10 protein-coding genes and 1 riboswitch are annotated in these 16,350 nt (G+C 52.5%); of the genes, 4 read left to right on the top strand and 6 right to left on the bottom strand.

Annotation, left to right across the window (positions count from 1 at the left end):
* Nucleotides 1-18: 18 nt before the first annotated feature.
* Nucleotides 19-792: an NAD(+) diphosphatase gene (nudC, locus tag ACRQ84_RS16490; protein WP_483816608.1), complete on the bottom strand. Its 774-nt coding sequence runs from the start codon at nucleotides 790-792 to the stop codon at nucleotides 19-21.
* A gap of 88 nt (nucleotides 793-880) precedes the next feature.
* On the opposite strand from nudC, the gene ACRQ84_RS16485 reads away from it, so the two are divergent.
* The 3 genes from ACRQ84_RS16485 (at nucleotide 881) to thiE (ending at nucleotide 4,383) form a co-directional block, all read left to right on the top strand.
* On the top strand, nucleotides 881-1,387 hold the full coding sequence (locus tag ACRQ84_RS16485) for an Rsd/AlgQ family anti-sigma factor (RefSeq protein ID WP_064741599.1): 507 nt from the start codon (nucleotides 881-883) through the stop codon (nucleotides 1,385-1,387).
* A 235-nt stretch (nucleotides 1,388-1,622) separates the two neighbouring features.
* Nucleotides 1,623-1,723: riboswitch (TPP riboswitch) on the top strand.
* A 90-nt stretch (nucleotides 1,724-1,813) separates the two neighbouring features.
* On the top strand, nucleotides 1,814-3,739 hold the full coding sequence (gene thiC, locus ACRQ84_RS16480) for a phosphomethylpyrimidine synthase ThiC (protein WP_483816607.1): 1,926 nt from the start codon (nucleotides 1,814-1,816) through the stop codon (nucleotides 3,737-3,739).
* The gene (gene thiE, locus ACRQ84_RS16475; RefSeq protein ID WP_483816606.1) at nucleotides 3,736-4,383 is read left to right on the top strand and encodes a thiamine phosphate synthase; all 648 of its coding nucleotides are present in this window, start codon (nucleotides 3,736-3,738) and stop codon (nucleotides 4,381-4,383) included. The genes thiC and thiE overlap by 4 nt, the downstream gene beginning before the upstream one ends.
* Before the next feature lie 153 nt (nucleotides 4,384-4,536).
* Here thiE and ACRQ84_RS16470 read toward each other — a convergent pair whose 3' ends face one another.
* The gene (locus tag ACRQ84_RS16470) at nucleotides 4,537-5,991 is read right to left on the bottom strand and encodes an aminotransferase-like domain-containing protein (protein ID WP_064741596.1); all 1,455 of its coding nucleotides are present in this window, start codon (nucleotides 5,989-5,991) and stop codon (nucleotides 4,537-4,539) included.
* Between the two features lie 175 nt (nucleotides 5,992-6,166).
* Between ACRQ84_RS16470 and ACRQ84_RS16465 the strand changes: the two genes are divergently transcribed.
* Nucleotides 6,167-6,355: a DUF1127 domain-containing protein gene (locus ACRQ84_RS16465; RefSeq protein WP_483816605.1), complete on the top strand. Its 189-nt coding sequence runs from the start codon at nucleotides 6,167-6,169 to the stop codon at nucleotides 6,353-6,355.
* 64 nt (nucleotides 6,356-6,419) lie between these two features.
* Here ACRQ84_RS16465 and rpoC read toward each other — a convergent pair whose 3' ends face one another.
* The 4 genes from rpoC to rplJ all read right to left on the bottom strand — a co-directional run bounded on the left by rpoC (nucleotide 6,420) and on the right by rplJ (nucleotide 16,009).
* Nucleotides 6,420-10,643 carry a DNA-directed RNA polymerase subunit beta' gene (gene rpoC, locus ACRQ84_RS16460; protein ID WP_483816604.1) on the bottom strand — a complete coding sequence of 1,408 codons (4,224 nt, stop codon included), beginning with the start codon at nucleotides 10,641-10,643 and terminating at the stop codon, nucleotides 6,420-6,422.
* A 78-nt stretch (nucleotides 10,644-10,721) separates the two neighbouring features.
* On the bottom strand, nucleotides 10,722-14,750 hold the full coding sequence (gene rpoB / locus ACRQ84_RS16455) for a DNA-directed RNA polymerase subunit beta (RefSeq protein WP_064741593.1): 4,029 nt from the start codon (nucleotides 14,748-14,750) through the stop codon (nucleotides 10,722-10,724).
* 332 nt (nucleotides 14,751-15,082) lie between these two features.
* Nucleotides 15,083-15,445: a 50S ribosomal protein L7/L12 gene (gene rplL / locus ACRQ84_RS16450; protein WP_007886292.1), complete on the bottom strand. Its 363-nt coding sequence runs from the start codon at nucleotides 15,443-15,445 to the stop codon at nucleotides 15,083-15,085.
* 66 nt (nucleotides 15,446-15,511) lie between these two features.
* Nucleotides 15,512-16,009: a 50S ribosomal protein L10 gene (gene rplJ / locus ACRQ84_RS16445; protein WP_007886294.1), complete on the bottom strand. Its 498-nt coding sequence runs from the start codon at nucleotides 16,007-16,009 to the stop codon at nucleotides 15,512-15,514.
* Nucleotides 16,010-16,350 lie beyond the last annotated feature (341 nt).

The raw sequence follows: 16,350 nt of genomic DNA, 5'->3' as shown, positions 1-16,350 counted from the left end.
GCCGGCAGTGTAGCATTTTCACGTCGCGCTGGCGCGACACAGGGCAACGGTATCTTCAATCAGACGACGTGCAACCGTGCCGGGCGGCGGCAGCAGCGGCAAATCGTCATAACGATACCAACCGGCATCCAGCAGCTCTTTGCCATCGTGTTGCAGATCGCCGCCGTCATATTCAGCCATGTATGCCACCATTAATGACTGCGGAAACGGCCAGGGCTGCGAGGTTACGTAACGCACATTTTTGACCCGGACGTTGCTCTCCTCCATGACTTCCCGCGCCACCGCTTGTTCTAATGTTTCGCCAACTTCGACGAAACCCGCCAACACGGTATAGATGTTGTTACGATGACGCGCATGATTAGCGAGTAGGATCTCATCGCCACGGCGGATGGCGACGATGATGCACGGTGCAATTTGCGGGTAATAGCGTTCGCGACAGTGATTGCACAAACAGGCAAATTCGCGCTTACTGGTGTGCATCTCATGGCCACAATAGCCGCACCAGCGATGCGATCGGTAAAACTCCGCCAACTGCACGCCACGCCCGGCAATTTGGAACAGGCCCACATCCTCATCAATCAGTTGGCGCACTGAGCCCATGCTGTCCGGACGCGATTCGCGTACCAGCCAGACATTCTCGCCCTGCCATTCGCCAATTAACATACCGCTGCTACCACTGAGTCCAAACTCAATGGATAAGCCATACGGCAACTCGCCTTGCGGCAACCAAAGTTTTTGCTCATGGCTGACAATCCACCATCCAGCGTCTAAGCTTGAGATCTCACGTTGCATCTTAATCGTTGTCCTTAGCGTCAAACCGCACGCTGAAACCCTAATATTAAGTGTGTAATAAACAACTATAACCTACCTGGAGCCCCATATGCTTAACCAGTTAGATGACCTGACACAGCGTGTAGGCGGCGGAAATGAATTGGTTGATTCATGGTTGCGTGCCCGCAGACAGTTGCTCGTCACGTACTATGAGCTTGTTGGCATGAAGCCGCAAAAAGATGCGTTAACCACGCTGGATGAACAGGCGCTTGATGCCTTCTGCCACAATCTGGTGGACTACCTTTCAACCGGTCATTTCAGCGTGTATGAACACATCATCAGCGAGATGCAGGGAGATAACCCACTGATGGTTGCTGCGCAGATCTATCCGGCACTCGAGGCGAATACAGACCACATGATGCAGCTCTATGACAGCCACCTGCAGCAAGCTATCAACGACGATAATTGCGTAGATTTTCAAACGGCGCTCTCTGAAGTCGGTGAAGTGCTGGAGTCGCGCTTCACGCTTGAAGATAAACTGGTGCAACTCGCATGGGATAATCAGCTCGCAAGACTGCCGGTTGCCAACGACAGCATCATTGCCCGCCCGGCCTGAATGCCTTCAGTTGTAAAAAACTTGTTATTCCAGAAAAGCCCTCTTATGCTGAAAGGGCTTTTTTAATGTCTTCTTTAACGACAATAAAGAGTCAAATTTTGCGATATAAGCGTAGCGTGCGCAGCGAGTTCACGCTCGGACAGCGCGCAGGGACCGGAGCGTACACGTAGTACGTGACGGTCACGAGCACTGCCCAGGCGTGAAATAGCAAGCAAAGTAGCTTATATCGTAAAACATCAACTTGTCGGAGTGCCCAATGGGGCTGAGACCGTTAATTCGGGATCCGCGGAACCTGATCAGGTTAGTACCTGCGAAGGGAACAAGAGTAGACATCATCAGCACGATGTACGTTGGCGCCCAGCATCGTTTCTGTTACTCCTTCCGAACTCTGGACAAGCAACTTCCAACTTTCACAGGAAAATTGCTATGTCTGCTGTTAAAACCTCTCGTCGTGAACAACGTGCCCAGGCACAAGAATTTATCGATTCCCTGCAGGGAACCGCTTTCCCTAACTCGAAACGCATCTGGATCACCGGCAGCCGCGCGGATATTCGTGTACCGATGCGCGAGATACAGCTGAGCCCGACGCACATCGGCGGCAGCAAAGATAATCCACAGTACGAACAGAATGAAGCGGTACCGGTCTATGACACTGCCGGTGCTTACGGCGATCCTGAAGCGGCGATCAATGTACATCAGGGACTCGCCAGGCTGCGCGCCGACTGGATCGAAGAACGCGGCGACAGCGAAACCATCCACCAGCTGAGTTCACGCTACACCCAACAACGTCTGGCCGATGAAGGGCTCGATCACCTGCGCTTTGAGCATCTGCCACAACCGCGCCGTGCCAAAGCGGGTCGCTGCGTTACTCAACTGCACTATGCACGTCAGGGCATCATCACGCCGGAGATGGAGTTTATTGCGCTGCGTGAAAACATGGGCCGCGAGCGTATTCGTGGTGAAGTGCTGCTACAGCAGCATGCCGGTTACAGCTTTGGCGCCAATCTGCCGGACAATATCACCGCGGAATTTGTCCGTCAGGAAGTGGCCAGCGGCCGTGCCATCATCCCGAGCAACATTAACCATCCGGAAACCGAACCGATGATCATCGGTCGTAACTTTCTGGTAAAGGTGAATGCCAACATCGGTAACTCGGCGGTAAGTTCGTCAATTGAAGAAGAAGTGGAGAAGCTGGTGTGGTCAACGCGCTGGGGTGCAGATACCGTGATGGATCTCTCCACCGGCCGCTATATCCATGAAACGCGTGAATGGATTTTGCGTAACAGCCCGGTGCCGATCGGTACGGTACCGATTTATCAGGCGCTGGAAAAAGTAAATGGAATTGCGGAAGACCTCACCTGGGAGATTTTCCGCGACACGCTGCTGGAACAGGCGGAACAAGGTGTCGACTACTTCACCATCCACGCTGGCGTGCTGCTGCGCTACGTGCCGATGACGGCCAAACGTCTGACCGGTATTGTGTCGCGCGGCGGCTCGATTATGGCGAAATGGTGTTTGTCACATCACACCGAAAGCTTCCTCTATCTGCACTTCCGCGAGATTTGTGAAATTTGCGCCGCCTACGATGTGGCCCTGTCGCTTGGCGATGGCCTGCGTCCCGGTTCGATTCAGGATGCCAACGATGAGGCGCAATTTGCCGAACTGCATACGCTGGGTGAACTGACCAAAATCGCCTGGGAATATGATGTGCAGGTGATGATTGAAGGTCCTGGACACGTGCCGATGCAGATGATCCGTCGCAATATGACTGAACAACTCGAGCACTGCCACGCAGCACCGTTTTACACACTTGGCCCGCTCACCACGGATATCGCACCCGGTTATGACCATTTCACTTCCGGTATCGGTGCCGCCATGATTGGCTGGTTTGGCTGTGCGATGTTGTGCTACGTGACGCCGAAAGAGCACCTCGGTTTACCGAATAAAGAAGATGTGAAGCAAGGCCTAATTACCTACAAGATAGCCGCACACGCGGCAGATCTGGCGAAAGGTCATCCGGGTGCGCAGATCCGCGACAATGCGATGTCGAAAGCGCGTTTTGAATTCCGCTGGGAAGATCAGTTCAATCTGGCGCTCGATCCGCACACCGCACGCGCCTATCACGATGAAACTCTGCCGCAGGAATCGGGAAAAGTGGCACACTTCTGCTCGATGTGCGGCCCGAAATTCTGCTCGATGAAAATTACTCAGGAAGTGCGTGAGTTTGCCGCCCGCCAACAGGCTGAAGCTCAGCCGATTGAAATGGGTATGGCGCAAATGTCGGATGCCTTCCGCCATCGTGGCGGCGAGCTCTATCACGCTGCCGATACCCTTAAAGAGGACAATGTATGACCGACGCCTTTCCTGCCACAGCGCCAAAATTGGGGCTGTATCCCGTTGTTGATAGCGTGGATTGGATCGCGCGCTTGCTGGAAGCCGGTGTGCGCACCATTCAGCTGCGCATTAAAGATTGCGAGGATCATGAGGTAGAAGATGCCGTACGCGAGGCGATTGCGCTCGGCAAACAGTATCGCGCCCGCTTGTTTATCAATGATTACTGGCGCTTAGCCATCAAATACCACGCTTATGGCGTACACCTCGGTCAAGAGGATCTTGATGTGGCCGATTTGGCGGCTATTCGTGAGGCGGGATTGCGTCTGGGTTTATCGACGCACGATGATGCCGAGCTGGATCGGGCTCTGGCGCTGCGCCCATCTTACATTGCACTTGGCCACATCTATCCGACGCAAACCAAAGACATGCCCTCTGCGCCACAGGGCGTGATGGAGTTGAAGCGTCATTTGGCGCGTTTGCAGGATGTGCCAACCGTGGCAATTGGCGGTATTTCACTGGCGCGCGTGCCTGAAGTACTGGCTACAGGCGTTGGCAGCATTGCGGTGGTGAGCGCGATTACCCAGGCCGGAGACTGGCGTGAGGCAACGCAGCAGTTGCTGGCATTAGTGGAAAATGGAATCGAACCTGCAGAAGCAATGTAATGCGTGGTAAGTGAGGAGAAAACGCTGGAATCTGTCGCGCAGCAGCGTGATGTAACGGCTAGCGTCATTTCCTGATAAGGCTAAAGTGTCCCTGCCCGCTGTCGCTTGCAGCGGGCCAGGGCTGGTCTTAACCTCTCCCAGCCCTGCCTTTCTTTACAATGCTAAGGAGGAGGTATGCACGGTTTCCACACTACAGGCCAGCATGGCCCGTTCTACAGCGGCTCCGAGTTGGGCTATCGCCTGCTCGGTATGCTCATTCATTGGCAAGCCGTAATTCAGGCGCAAGCAGTTGCGATATTTACCCGAAGCCGAAAACAGCGAACCTACCGCAACCTGCATATTCAGCTCACGCAATTCGGTATTGAGCCTTACCGCGTCAAACGCCTCTGGCAATTCAATCCACATCAGGAAACTACCCTGCGGGCGAGACACACAAATACCGCACGGAAAATAATGCCGCACCCAGCAACTGAACGTTTCATAGTTGCGTTGATACACCTGACGCATGCGCCGCAAATGCGGCAGATAATGACCAAGTCGAATAAATTCAGCGACCGCATGCTGAGGCTGTGTTGCCGTCGAACCGGTGCTGATGTATTTCATATGCAGCACGCGATCGCGATAGCGCCCCGGCGCCACCCAACCCACGCGCAATCCCGGTGCCAGCGTCTTGGAGAACGAACTGCACAGCAACACGCGGCCATCCTGGTCCAGCGACTTGATGGTAACGGGACGAGGATATTCCCACGCCAGTTCCCCATACACATCGTCTTCAATAATCGCGGCATCGAAACGCTGCGCCAGCGTTACCAACGCACGTTTACGGGATTCGGGCATGATGAATCCTAGCGGATTATTGCAGTTTGGTACTACCACCACCGCTTTAATCGGCCACTGCTCGAAGGCAAGTTCCAGCGCTTCAAGGCTAATGCCCGTCACCGAATCGGTGGGAATCTCAATGGCGCGAATGCCGAAGCCGCGCAAGGTCTGCATGGTGCCGTGGAAAGTGGGGGATTCGACAGCAATGATGTCCCCCGCCTGGCATATTGCACGAATAGAAATCGACAATGCTTCATGGCAGCCGGTGGTGATTACAATATCTTCTGAAGTCAGCTGACAACCGCTGTCGATCGTCAGTCGCGCGACCTGTTCACGCAATGCTGCAACGCCCAACAAGCTGTCATAGTTGAGCTGATCAACATCCTGTTTCTGCGCCATGCGGCTTTGAATTTTCCACAGTGGTTTCAATGTGGGTTGAGTCAAATCGGGCATACCGCTTCCGAGTTGCAACACATCGCTATTAGTACGGCTGCTGAGCAATTCCAGCACCGACTCCCACTGGGTAATCTCCACTGGACGCTGTGCGGGTCGGGTTATACCGGGCATGGGCGGTGTGGCTTTTCGTGTCGCAACGAAATATCCAGAACGTGGCTGCGGCACGATCAGTTGTTTCTCTTCCAGCAGATGATATGCCTGCTGCACGGTGCTGATACTTACGCCATGCTCCAGACTGAGCGTACGCACTGACGGCAACCGCTCGCCGCTGCGATACAATCCTTGCTCAATACGATCCGAAAGCAAACATGCCAAATGTTGGTAGCGCGTCATAGTATGCTTCACCCAGTCATTAATGACAGAAAACCAGTACAGTTAGGATCTATTATTACCATTCAGATCCCTAAGATTGCAATCTGTATGTTAAAGATATGTGTTTTGTGCATCTGTATTGTAATGACGTGAAATTGGACAATGCTTCTCAGGCAACCTAATGAGGGCAAGGATTATGGAATTTGATCAAAACCGCGCAGCAAGACCTTTCGATGTGACTTTACTGGATATCTTTCGCGGCGTGGTGCGCATGGTTAAAAACTGGCAAGCGCGGCGTGAAACCCGCCGTATCCTGTCACATTTAACGGATAGCCAGCTGCGCGACATCGGGCTGACGCGTGCAGATGTCTGCCGCAAGTTTTGACAGAATTAGATAAAAAAAACCCTGCCGAGGCAGGGTTTTTTGTAGGTCAGCTTTAGCAGACGAATTACTCGTCGTCTCTTCCGCCCAGACCTGCGTTCAGCAGTTCTGCCAGGCTAGCAGAGGCTTCATCCGCAGTAACCTGCGGTGCAACCGGAGCTTCACCTACAGAGCGGCGACGCATACGATCCTGGTGATAAGCATAACCGGTACCGGCTGGGATCAGACGACCCACGATAACGTTCTCTTTCAGGCCGCGCAGTTCGTCGCGCTTGCCTGCTACTGCGGCTTCGGTCAGGACACGCGTGGTTTCCTGGAACGATGCTGCAGAGATGAACGATTCGGTTGCCAGTGACGCTTTGGTGATACCCAGCAGATCGCGCATGAATGTTGCGCCGATTTTGCCATTCGCTTCAAGTTCACGGTTAGAGATCTTGATGCGCGAGTATTCAGCCTGCTCACCTTCCAGGAAGTCGGTGCTGCCCACGCTCGAGATGGTTGCTTTACGCAGCATCTGACGAACGATGACTTCGATGTGTTTATCGTTAATCTTAACGCCTTGCAGACGGTAAACTTCCTGCACTTCGTTAGTGATGTAACGGGTCACAGCATGGACGCCACGCAAACGCAGGATGTCGTGTGGAGATTCTGGGCCGTCAGATACGACGTCACCACGTTCCACGCGCTCACCTTCGAATACGTTAAGCTGACGCCATTTTGGAATCATCTCTTCGTACGGCTCGCTACCATCAACCGGCGTAATCACCAGACGACGCTTACCTTTGGTCTCTTTACCGAAGGAGATGATACCGCTGATCTCCGCCAGGATTGCTGGCTCTTTCGGACGACGCGCTTCGAACAAGTCAGCAACGCGTGGCAGACCACCGGTAATATCCTTGGTACCGCCAGATTCCTGCGGCACACGCGACAGCGTGTCACCGGCACTGATCTTAACGCCATCTTCCAGCTGAACAATCGCTTTGCCCGGCAGGAAGTACTGAGCTGGCATATCGGTACCTGGAATCAGAACATCATTTCCGTTGGCATCGATAATTTTCAGCGCAGGACGCAGATCTTTACCACCCGCAGTACGTTCTGCAGAATCCAGAACCACCAGCGATGACAGACCGGTTAAGTCGTCAGTCTGACGGGTAATGGTCTGACCGTCGATCATGTCAGTGAAGCGAATGAAACCGCCCACTTCAGTGATGACCGGCATGGTATGTGGATCCCAGTTTGCTACGGTCTCGCCCGCTGCAACCTGCTCACCATCGCCTTTAGCCATGACCGCACCGTAAGGCACTTTATAGCTCTCTTTAGTACGACCGAACTCGTCGATCATCTTCAGCTCAACGTTACGCGAAACGATAACCAGTTTCCCTGAGGAGTTGGTTACAGACTTCGCGTTGGTCAGCTTGATAGTACCTTTGTTCTTCACCTGGATGCTGGATTCAGCAGCCGCACGAGATGCCGCACCACCGATGTGGAACGTACGCATCGTCAGCTGAGTACCCGGCTCACCGATGGACTGTGCTGCGATAACGCCGATGGCCTCACCTTTGTTGATGATGTGACCACGTGCCAGATCGCGACCGTAGCAGTGTGCACACACACCGAAGTCGGTTTCACAGCCAACAACCGAGCGCACTTTGATCGCATCGACTGAATTCAGTTCGATCACATCACACCAGTGCTCATCGATCAGGGTGTTACGCGGAATCAGAATGTCCGCAGTACCTGGCTTCAGAACGTCTTCTGCCGTTACACGACCCAGTACACGCTCACGCAGTGGCTCTTTAACGTCGCCACCTTCGATAACCGGAGTCATCATGATGCCTTCGAACGTGCCGCAGTCATCTTCGGTAACAACCAAGTCCTGCGCTACGTCTACCAGACGACGCGTCAGATAACCGGAGTTAGCGGTTTTCAGGGCGGTATCCGCAAGACCTTTACGCGCACCGTGCGTGGAGATGAAGTACTGGAGTACGTTCAGACCTTCACGGAAGTTCGCGGTGATCGGCGTTTCGATGATTGAGCCATCTGGCTTAGCCATCAGACCACGCATACCGGCCAGCTGACGAATCTGTGCAGCAGAACCACGCGCACCGGAGTCGGCCATCATGTAGATGCTGTTGAACGATACCTGCTGCTCTTCTTCGCCGTGACGGTTAATCACCGTTTCAGTTTGCAGGTTGTCCATCATCGCTTTGGAAACGCGTTCGTTAGCAGCGGCCCAAATATCGATAACTTTGTTATAACGTTCGCCAGCAGTTACCAGACCAGACTGGAACTGTTCCTGAATCTCAGCAACTTCCGCTTCCGCTTCCGCTACGATTTCCGCTTTCTTCGCTGGGATTACCATGTCGTCGATACCTACAGAGGCACCTGAACGGGCTGCGTAAGCAAAGCCGGTGTACATGGTTTGGTCAGCAAAGATAACGGTCGGCTTCAGGCCAAGGATGCGGTAACAAGTGTTCAGCATCTTGGAAATCGCTTTCTTACCCAGCGCCTGGTTGACGATGGAGTAAGGCAGGCCGTTCGGTACGATCATCCACAGAATCGCACGACCAATGGTGGTGTCGATAATGCTGGTTTTCGCAACCAACTCTTCCTGCTCGTTCTTTGCGTATTCAGTAATACGCACTTTGACGCGTGCATGCAGCTCGGCCAAACCAGCGCGATAAACACGCTCAGCTTCTTTCGGGCCAGTCAGCACCATGCCTTCGCCTTTGGCGTTCACTTTGTCGCGGGTCATGTAGTACAGACCCAGAACAACGTCCTGTGAAGGAACGATGATTGGCTCGCCGTTCGCAGGTGACAGAATGTTGTTGGTCGACATCATCAGCGCACGCGCTTCCAGCTGGGCTTCCAGCGTCAGCGGTACGTGAACAGCCATCTGGTCACCATCGAAGTCGGCGTTATAGGCCGCACAAACCAGCGGGTGCAGCTGGATCGCTTTACCTTCGATCAGAACCGGTTCAAACGCCTGGATACCCAAACGGTGCAGAGTTGGTGCACGGTTCAGCAGTACCGGGTGTTCGCGGATCACTTCGTCCAGGATATCCCAAACGACAGCTTCTTCGCGCTCAACCATTTTCTTAGCGGCTTTGATGGTGGTGGCCAGGCCACGCAGTTCCAGCTTGCCGTAGATGAACGGTTTGAACAGCTCAAGCGCCATTTTCTTCGGCAGACCGCACTGATGCAGACGCAGGTATGGACCAACGGTGATAACTGAACGACCAGAGTAGTCAACACGTTTACCCAACAGGTTCTGACGGAAACGACCCTGCTTACCTTTGATCATGTCTGCCAGAGATTTCAGCGGACGCTTGTTCGAGCCAGTGATGGCGCGACCGCGACGGCCGTTATCCAGCAGTGCATCAACCGCTTCCTGCAACATACGTTTTTCGTTACGTACGATGATATCTGGCGCAGCCAGATCCAGCAGGCGTTTCAGACGGTTGTTACGGTTGATCACGCGACGGTACAGATCGTTCAGATCTGACGTTGCGAAACGACCACCATCCAGCGGTACCAGCGGACGCAGATCTGGCGGCAGAACCGGCAGAACGGTCAGGATCATCCACTCTGGCTTGTTGCCAGACTGAACGAACGCTTCCAGCAGCTTGATACGCTTGGTCAGCTTTTTGCGTTTGGTCTCGGAGTTAGTTTCGTTCAGCTCTTCGCGCAGCTGCTCGCACTCTTGCTCCAGATCCATATTTTTCAGCAGCGCCTGGATAGCTTCCGCACCCATCTTCGCGTCGAATTCGTCACCGAACTCTTCCAGCGCGTCAAGGTACTGCTCTTCCGTCAGAATCTGACGTTTTTCCAGGTTGGTCATGCCGCCTTCGATCACCACATAAGATTCGAAGTACAGCACGCGCTCGATATCACGCAGTGGCATATCCAGCAGTAAGCCGATACGCGAAGGCAGTGATTTCAGGAACCAGATGTGCGCAGTTGGTGAAGCCAGCTCAATGTGGCCCATGCGCTCACGACGTACTTTGGTCTGTGTAACTTCAACGCCACACTTCTCACAGATCACGCCGCGATGTTTTAAACGCTTGTACTTACCGCACAGGCATTCGTAGTCTTTTACCGGTCCAAAAATACGGGCACAGAAAAGACCGTCACGCTCAGGCTTAAAGGTACGGTAGTTAATGGTTTCCGGCTTTTTAACTTCACCAAAAGACCATGAACGGATCATGTCTGGCGAGGCCAGAGCAATTTTGATCGCATCAAACTCTTCGGTCTTAGTTTGCGCTTTCAGAAACTTAAGTAAGTCTTTCACGGATTAGCTCCCGTCGGAGTGGAACTCTCAGGGACGCGCACCCGAAGTGCACGTCCCGTAACCAGTACTTGCGAGTACTTACTCGTCTTCCAGCTCGATGTTGATACCCAGCGAGCGAATCTCTTTCAACAGTACGTTGAAGGATTCCGGCATGCCCGGTTCCATCTGATGGTTACCGTCGACGATGTTTTTATACATCTTCGTACGGCCGTTAACGTCATCAGATTTAACAGTAAGCATTTCCTGCAGGGTATACGCGGCACCGTATGCTTCCAGTGCCCACACTTCCATCTCACCGAAGCGCTGTCCACCGAACTGCGCTTTACCACCCAGCGGCTGCTGAGTAACCAAGCTATAAGAACCGGTAGAACGTGCGTGCATCTTGTCGTCGACCAAGTGGTTCAGTTTCAGCATGTACATGTAACCTACGGTTACCTGACGCTCAAACTGCTCACCAGTACGGCCGTCGAACAGGGTGATCTGACCGGAAGAAGGCAGACCGCCGAGCTGAAGCAGCTCTTTGATTTCGCTCTCTTTCGCACCGTCAAACACCGGAGTCGCGATTGGCATACCCTTCTTCAGGTTTTCTGCCAGACGCAGTACTTCGTCGTCTGTGAAGGTGTTCAGGTCAACTTTCTGACGCACATCAGTGCCCAGATCGTAAGCACGCTGGATAAACTCACGCAGTTTGGAGACTTCTTCCTGCTTCTTCAGCATCGCATTGATTTTTTCACCAATGCCTTTCGCCGCCATACCGAGGTGAGTTTCCAGGATCTGACCGATGTTCATACGCGATGGTACGCCCAGCGGGTTCAGTACGATGTCGACCGGCGTACCATGCTCATCGTAAGGCATGTCTTCGATAGGGTTGATCTTAGAGATAACACCCTTGTTACCGTGACGACCTGCCATCTTGTCACCAGGCTGGATCTGACGTTTCACAGCCAGATACACCTTAACGATTTTCAGCACGCCAGGGGCCAGATCATCGCCTTGGGTGATCTTGCGACGCTTAGCTTCAAGTTTCTTCTCAAACTCGTGCTTCAGCTCGTCGTACTGCTCAGCCAGCTGCTCCAGAGAATTTTGTTTCTCTTCATCAGTCAGGCCCAGCTCCAACCAGCGCTCACGTGGCAGTTTGTCCAGCTTGTCAGCTTCAACGCCACCTGAGATCAGTACTGCCTGGATACGGCCAAACAGGCCAGCTTCGAAAATCTGCAGTTCTTCAGACAGGTCTTTCTTAACCTGCTTCAGCTGCATCTCTTCGATTTCCAGCGCGCGCTTGTCTTTTTCCACGCCATCACGGGTGAAGACCTGCACGTCGATGACAGTACCGGATACGCCGTTCGGAACGCGCAGTGACGAATCTTTTACGTCAGAGGCTTTTTCACCGAAGATCGCACGCAGCAGTTTTTCTTCTGGCGTCAGTTGGGTTTCACCTTTCGGCGTTACCTTACCAACCAGAATGTCGCCACCGGTCACTTCCGCACCGATATACACGATGCCGGATTCATCCAGTTTAGAGAGCGCTGCTTCACCCACGTTCGGGATATCAGCGGTGATCTCTTCTGGCCCCAGCTTGGTGTCGCGCGACACGCATGCCAGTTCCTGGATGTGAATAGTGGTGAAACGGTCTTCCTGAACCACACGCTCGGATACGAGGATGGAGTCTTCGAAGTTGTAACCGTTCCATGGCATGAACGCCACGCGCATATTCTGACCCAGCGCCAGTTCACCGAGGTCGGTAGACGGGCCATCTGCCAGCACGTCGCCACGCTCAATCGGCTCACCCAGATTCACACAAGGCATCTGGTTGATGCAGGTGTTCTGGTTAGAACGGGTGTACTTAGTCAGGTTGTAGATGTCGATACCCGCTTCGCCCGGATACATCTCTTCTTCGTTAACTTTGATAACGATACGAGAAGCATCAACGTACTGAACGGTACCACCACGTTTCGCGACGGCAGTTACACCGGAGTCAACCGCAACTGCACGCTCCATACCGGTACCAACCAGCGGCTTATCAGCACGCAGAGTTGGAACCGCCTGACGTTGCATGTTCGCACCCATCAAGGCGCGGTTAGCATCATCGTGCTCCAGGAACGGGATCAGTGACGCACCGACAGAAACCACCTGTTGGGTGGAAACGTCCATGTAATCAACCTGATCGCGGCTGAACAGGCTTGACTCACCTTTGCTACGGCAGGTGACGAGATCGTCAACAAAGCTGCCATCTTCTGCAAGGTTGGTGTTCGCCTGAGCGATAACGTAGTTACCCTCTTCAATAGCAGAGAGGTAATGGATTTCGTCACTCACTTTACCGTCAACAACGCGACGATATGGGGTTTCAAGGAAGCCGTATTCGTTAGTCTGCGCGTAAACAGAGAGTGAGTTGATCAGACCGATGTTCGGGCCTTCCGGAGTTTCGATAGGACATACACGACCGTAGTGGGTTGGGTGTACGTCACGTACTTCGAAGCCGGCGCGCTCACGGGTCAGACCGCCAGGGCCCAGAGCAGAGATACGACGTTTGTGCGTAATCTCAGACAATGGGTTGTTCTGATCCATAAACTGAGAAAGCTGGCTTGAACCGAAGAACTCTTTCACCGCCGCCGAAATCGGCTTGGCGTTGATCATATCCTGCGGCATCAGTGTATCGAGGTCGCCCAGAGACAGACGCTCTTTAACTGCACGCTCAACACGCACCAGACCAACACGGAACTGGTTTTCTGCCATTTCGCCAACGGAACGAATACGACGGTTACCGAGGTGATCGATATCATCCACTTCACCGATACCGTTACGGATACCGATAAGTTTTTTCATCACTTCGATGATGTCGTCTTTGCTCAGAATACCTGAACCTTCGATCTCATCACGCAGCAGAGAACGGTTGAACTTCATGCGGCCAACCGCAGAAAGATCGTAACGATCTTCAGAGAAGAACAGGTTCTCGAACAGGTTTTCAGCCGCTTCACGCGTTGGTGGCTCACCAGGACGCATCATGCGGTAGATCTCAACCAGCGCGCTTAAGCGATCGTTGGTTGGGTCAACACGCAGAGTCTCGGAGATGTACGCACCATGATCCAGGTCGTTGGTGAACAGCGTTTCAATGCGCTTGTGGCCTGACTGGCTCAGTTTCGCCAGCAGATCCAATGACAGTTCCATGTTTGCAGGAACGATCAGCTCGCCGGTGTTCAGATCGACGTAGTCTTTAGCAACGACTTTGCCAGCGATATATTCAACCGGCACTTCGATGTGCTGAATGTTGTCTTTTTCTAGCTGACGGATGTGACGCGCAGTGATGCGACGACCTTTCTCAACGTAGACCGTGCCGTTTGCTTCGATATCGAAGGAGGCGGTTTCACCACGCAGGCGCTCAGGCACCAGTTCCATCTGCAGTTTATTGTCGCGAATTTCATAAACGACTTTATCAAAGAACAGATCGAGGATTTGTTCTGAAGTAAAGCTTAACGCGCGCAGAATGATACTGGCCGGCAGCTTACGACGACGGTCAATACGGACGAAGAGGTTGTCTTTCGGGTCAAACTCGAAATCGAGCCATGAACCGCGGTAAGGGATAATACGTGCGTTATAAAGCACTTTACCGGAAGAGTGCGTTTTACCCTTATCGCTGTCAAAGAACACGCCTGGAGAACGATGCAGCTGAGAAACGATAACACGCTCAGTACCATTGATAACAAAGGTACCGTTGTCAGTCATGAGTGGAATCTCACCCATGTAGACTTCTTGTTCTTTAATGTCTTTTACGGTGCCTTCCGGCGCTTCGCGCTCGTAGATCACCAGACGCAGTTTCACGCGCAGCGGTGCCGAATAGGTCACGCCACGGATCTGACATTCAGTTACGTCAAAGACAGGCTCACCCAAACGGTAGCTTACATACTGCAACTCAGAATTGCCGCTGTAGCTAGAGATCGGGAATACGGAGCGGAAGGCTGCTTCCAGACCGTACTGGCCTTCTGGATCTTGCTCGATAAACTTCTGGAACGAGTCAAGCTGGATAGAAAGGAGATAAGGTATGTCCAAAACTTGTGGACGTTTACCAAAATCCTTACGAATACGTTTTTTCTCGGTATAGGAGTAAACCATGGGGTTCCTCAGCTAGCTGACATGTCGAACCACGCTGTCCGTCCTGAAAAGGACAGTTCATGCAACACTATTTTTTGTTTTTCATGCGATGCTTCGCACCCCATGCAATACATCTTTCTATCACTCTTAAATCATTTCATCGCCGTTGTTCAGGCAGGGAACCTTTGCAGGAGAGCGATATATTAAGGCGTCGATAGAAAAAGATATTGAAGAGGAATGACGGACAAACAGTGCGAAACGCCATCATTCCCCTGTAGCGCAAAAAGGCTGGTGACCTAAACAGTCACCAGCCATCAGCCTAATGTTACTCAGGCTGCAACCCGAAGGTTGTCTTACTTAACTTCAACTTCAGCGCCAGCTTCTTTCAGAGCAGCTTCAAGAGCGGCTGCGTCATCTTTGCTGATGCCTTCTTTGATAGTACCAGTCGCTTCAACCAGGTCTTTAGCTTCTTTCAAGCCCAGGCCAGTTGCAGTACGTACTGCTTTGATTACTGCGACTTTGTTAGCGCCAACAGCTTTCAGAACTACGTCGAATTCAGTTTTCTCTTCAACAGCTTCAGCTGGGCCAGCAGCAACAGCTACAGCGGCAGCAGCAGAAACGCCGAATTTTTCTTCCATAGCAGAAACCAGCTCAACTACTTCCATTACGGACATAGCGGCAACAGCTTCCAGAATTTGGTCTTTAGTGATAGACATATCGATTGTTCCTAAAAATCAGAAAAAGATTATACGTTAGCAAGCACGAAGGAAAAGAATTTGGCCTTAAGCCGCTTCTTTTGCATCGCGCACAGCAGCCAGAGTACGGACCAGTTTGCCAGCAGCGGCTTCTTTCATGGTCGACATCAGACGTGCCAGTGCTTCTTCGTAAGTCGGCAGAGTTGCCAGACGGTCAATATTGGCCGCCGTGATCAGCTCACCTTCAAAGGCTGCAGCTTTGACCTCAAATTTTGCATTCGCTTTAGCGAAATCTTTGAACAGACGAGCAGCAGCGCCCGGGTGTTCTAAAGAGTATGCAATCAGGGTCGGACCAACAAACGTGTCTTTCAGGCACTCGAAAGGAGTACCTTCAACGACGCGGCGCAGCAGGGTGTTACGAACAACACGCATGTAAACGCCAGCTTCACGACCTGCTTTACGCAGTTCGGTCATTTTATCAACGGTCACGCCACGGGAATCCGCAACAACCGCTGAAAGCGCACCTTTGGCTACTTCGCTAACTTCAGCAACAATCGCTTGTTTGCCTTGAAGATTTAATGCCATTAGCTTTGCTCCTGGATTGACCGGGAAAGATTTCCCGGAACTCACTTCACTTATTTACCCGAAGGCGATAAGCGCTATTACACGGTGAGCAGAATCCAGTGAAGAAAAAATTCTTTTTGGTTCTGTCACCGTCTACGCAGGGTATTAAGCAAAATATCCGAAAATATTCCGCTCCTGCGGTCTTGGACGGAGGCCAGGATAAGGCCTGGCTCCAACCTAAGTGATTGAACAGCTAAGCGTTTAGACCTGGCAATTCCATCACTTTGAATCTGGGTTCTGGCTTGATTACTCAACCAGAACAACGGGCGTAAGATTCTAGATGAATTTTTCGCCCGTTACAA

Source organism: Pantoea sp. E2023-21, assembly GCF_051302795.1.
In the GTDB taxonomy this organism is placed as follows: Bacteria; Pseudomonadota; Gammaproteobacteria; order Enterobacterales; family Enterobacteriaceae; genus Pantoea; species Pantoea ludwigii_A.
The sequence above is the reverse complement of the archived record's forward strand: the minus strand, read 5'-3'. Positions and strand labels throughout refer to the sequence as shown.

What these genes read in the sequence shown, in the direction of transcription:
- nudC (WP_483816608.1), bottom strand. Translation starts at nt 792, where the DNA reads ATGCAACGTGAGATCTCAAGCTTAGACGCTGGATGGTGGATTGTCAGC.
- ACRQ84_RS16485 (WP_064741599.1), top strand. Translation starts at nt 881, where the DNA reads ATGCTTAACCAGTTAGATGACCTGACACAGCGTGTAGGCGGCGGAAAT.
- thiC (WP_483816607.1), top strand. Translation starts at nt 1,814, where the DNA reads ATGTCTGCTGTTAAAACCTCTCGTCGTGAACAACGTGCCCAGGCACAA.
- thiE (WP_483816606.1), top strand. Translation starts at nt 3,736, where the DNA reads ATGACCGACGCCTTTCCTGCCACAGCGCCAAAATTGGGGCTGTATCCC.
- ACRQ84_RS16470 (WP_064741596.1), bottom strand. Translation starts at nt 5,991, where the DNA reads ATGACGCGCTACCAACATTTGGCATGTTTGCTTTCGGATCGTATTGAG.
- ACRQ84_RS16465 (WP_483816605.1), top strand. Translation starts at nt 6,167, where the DNA reads ATGGAATTTGATCAAAACCGCGCAGCAAGACCTTTCGATGTGACTTTA.
- rpoB (WP_064741593.1), bottom strand. Translation starts at nt 14,750, where the DNA reads ATGGTTTACTCCTATACCGAGAAAAAACGTATTCGTAAGGATTTTGGT.
- rplL (WP_007886292.1), bottom strand. Translation starts at nt 15,445, where the DNA reads ATGTCTATCACTAAAGACCAAATTCTGGAAGCTGTTGCCGCTATGTCC.
- rplJ (WP_007886294.1), bottom strand. Translation starts at nt 16,009, where the DNA reads ATGGCATTAAATCTTCAAGGCAAACAAGCGATTGTTGCTGAAGTTAGC.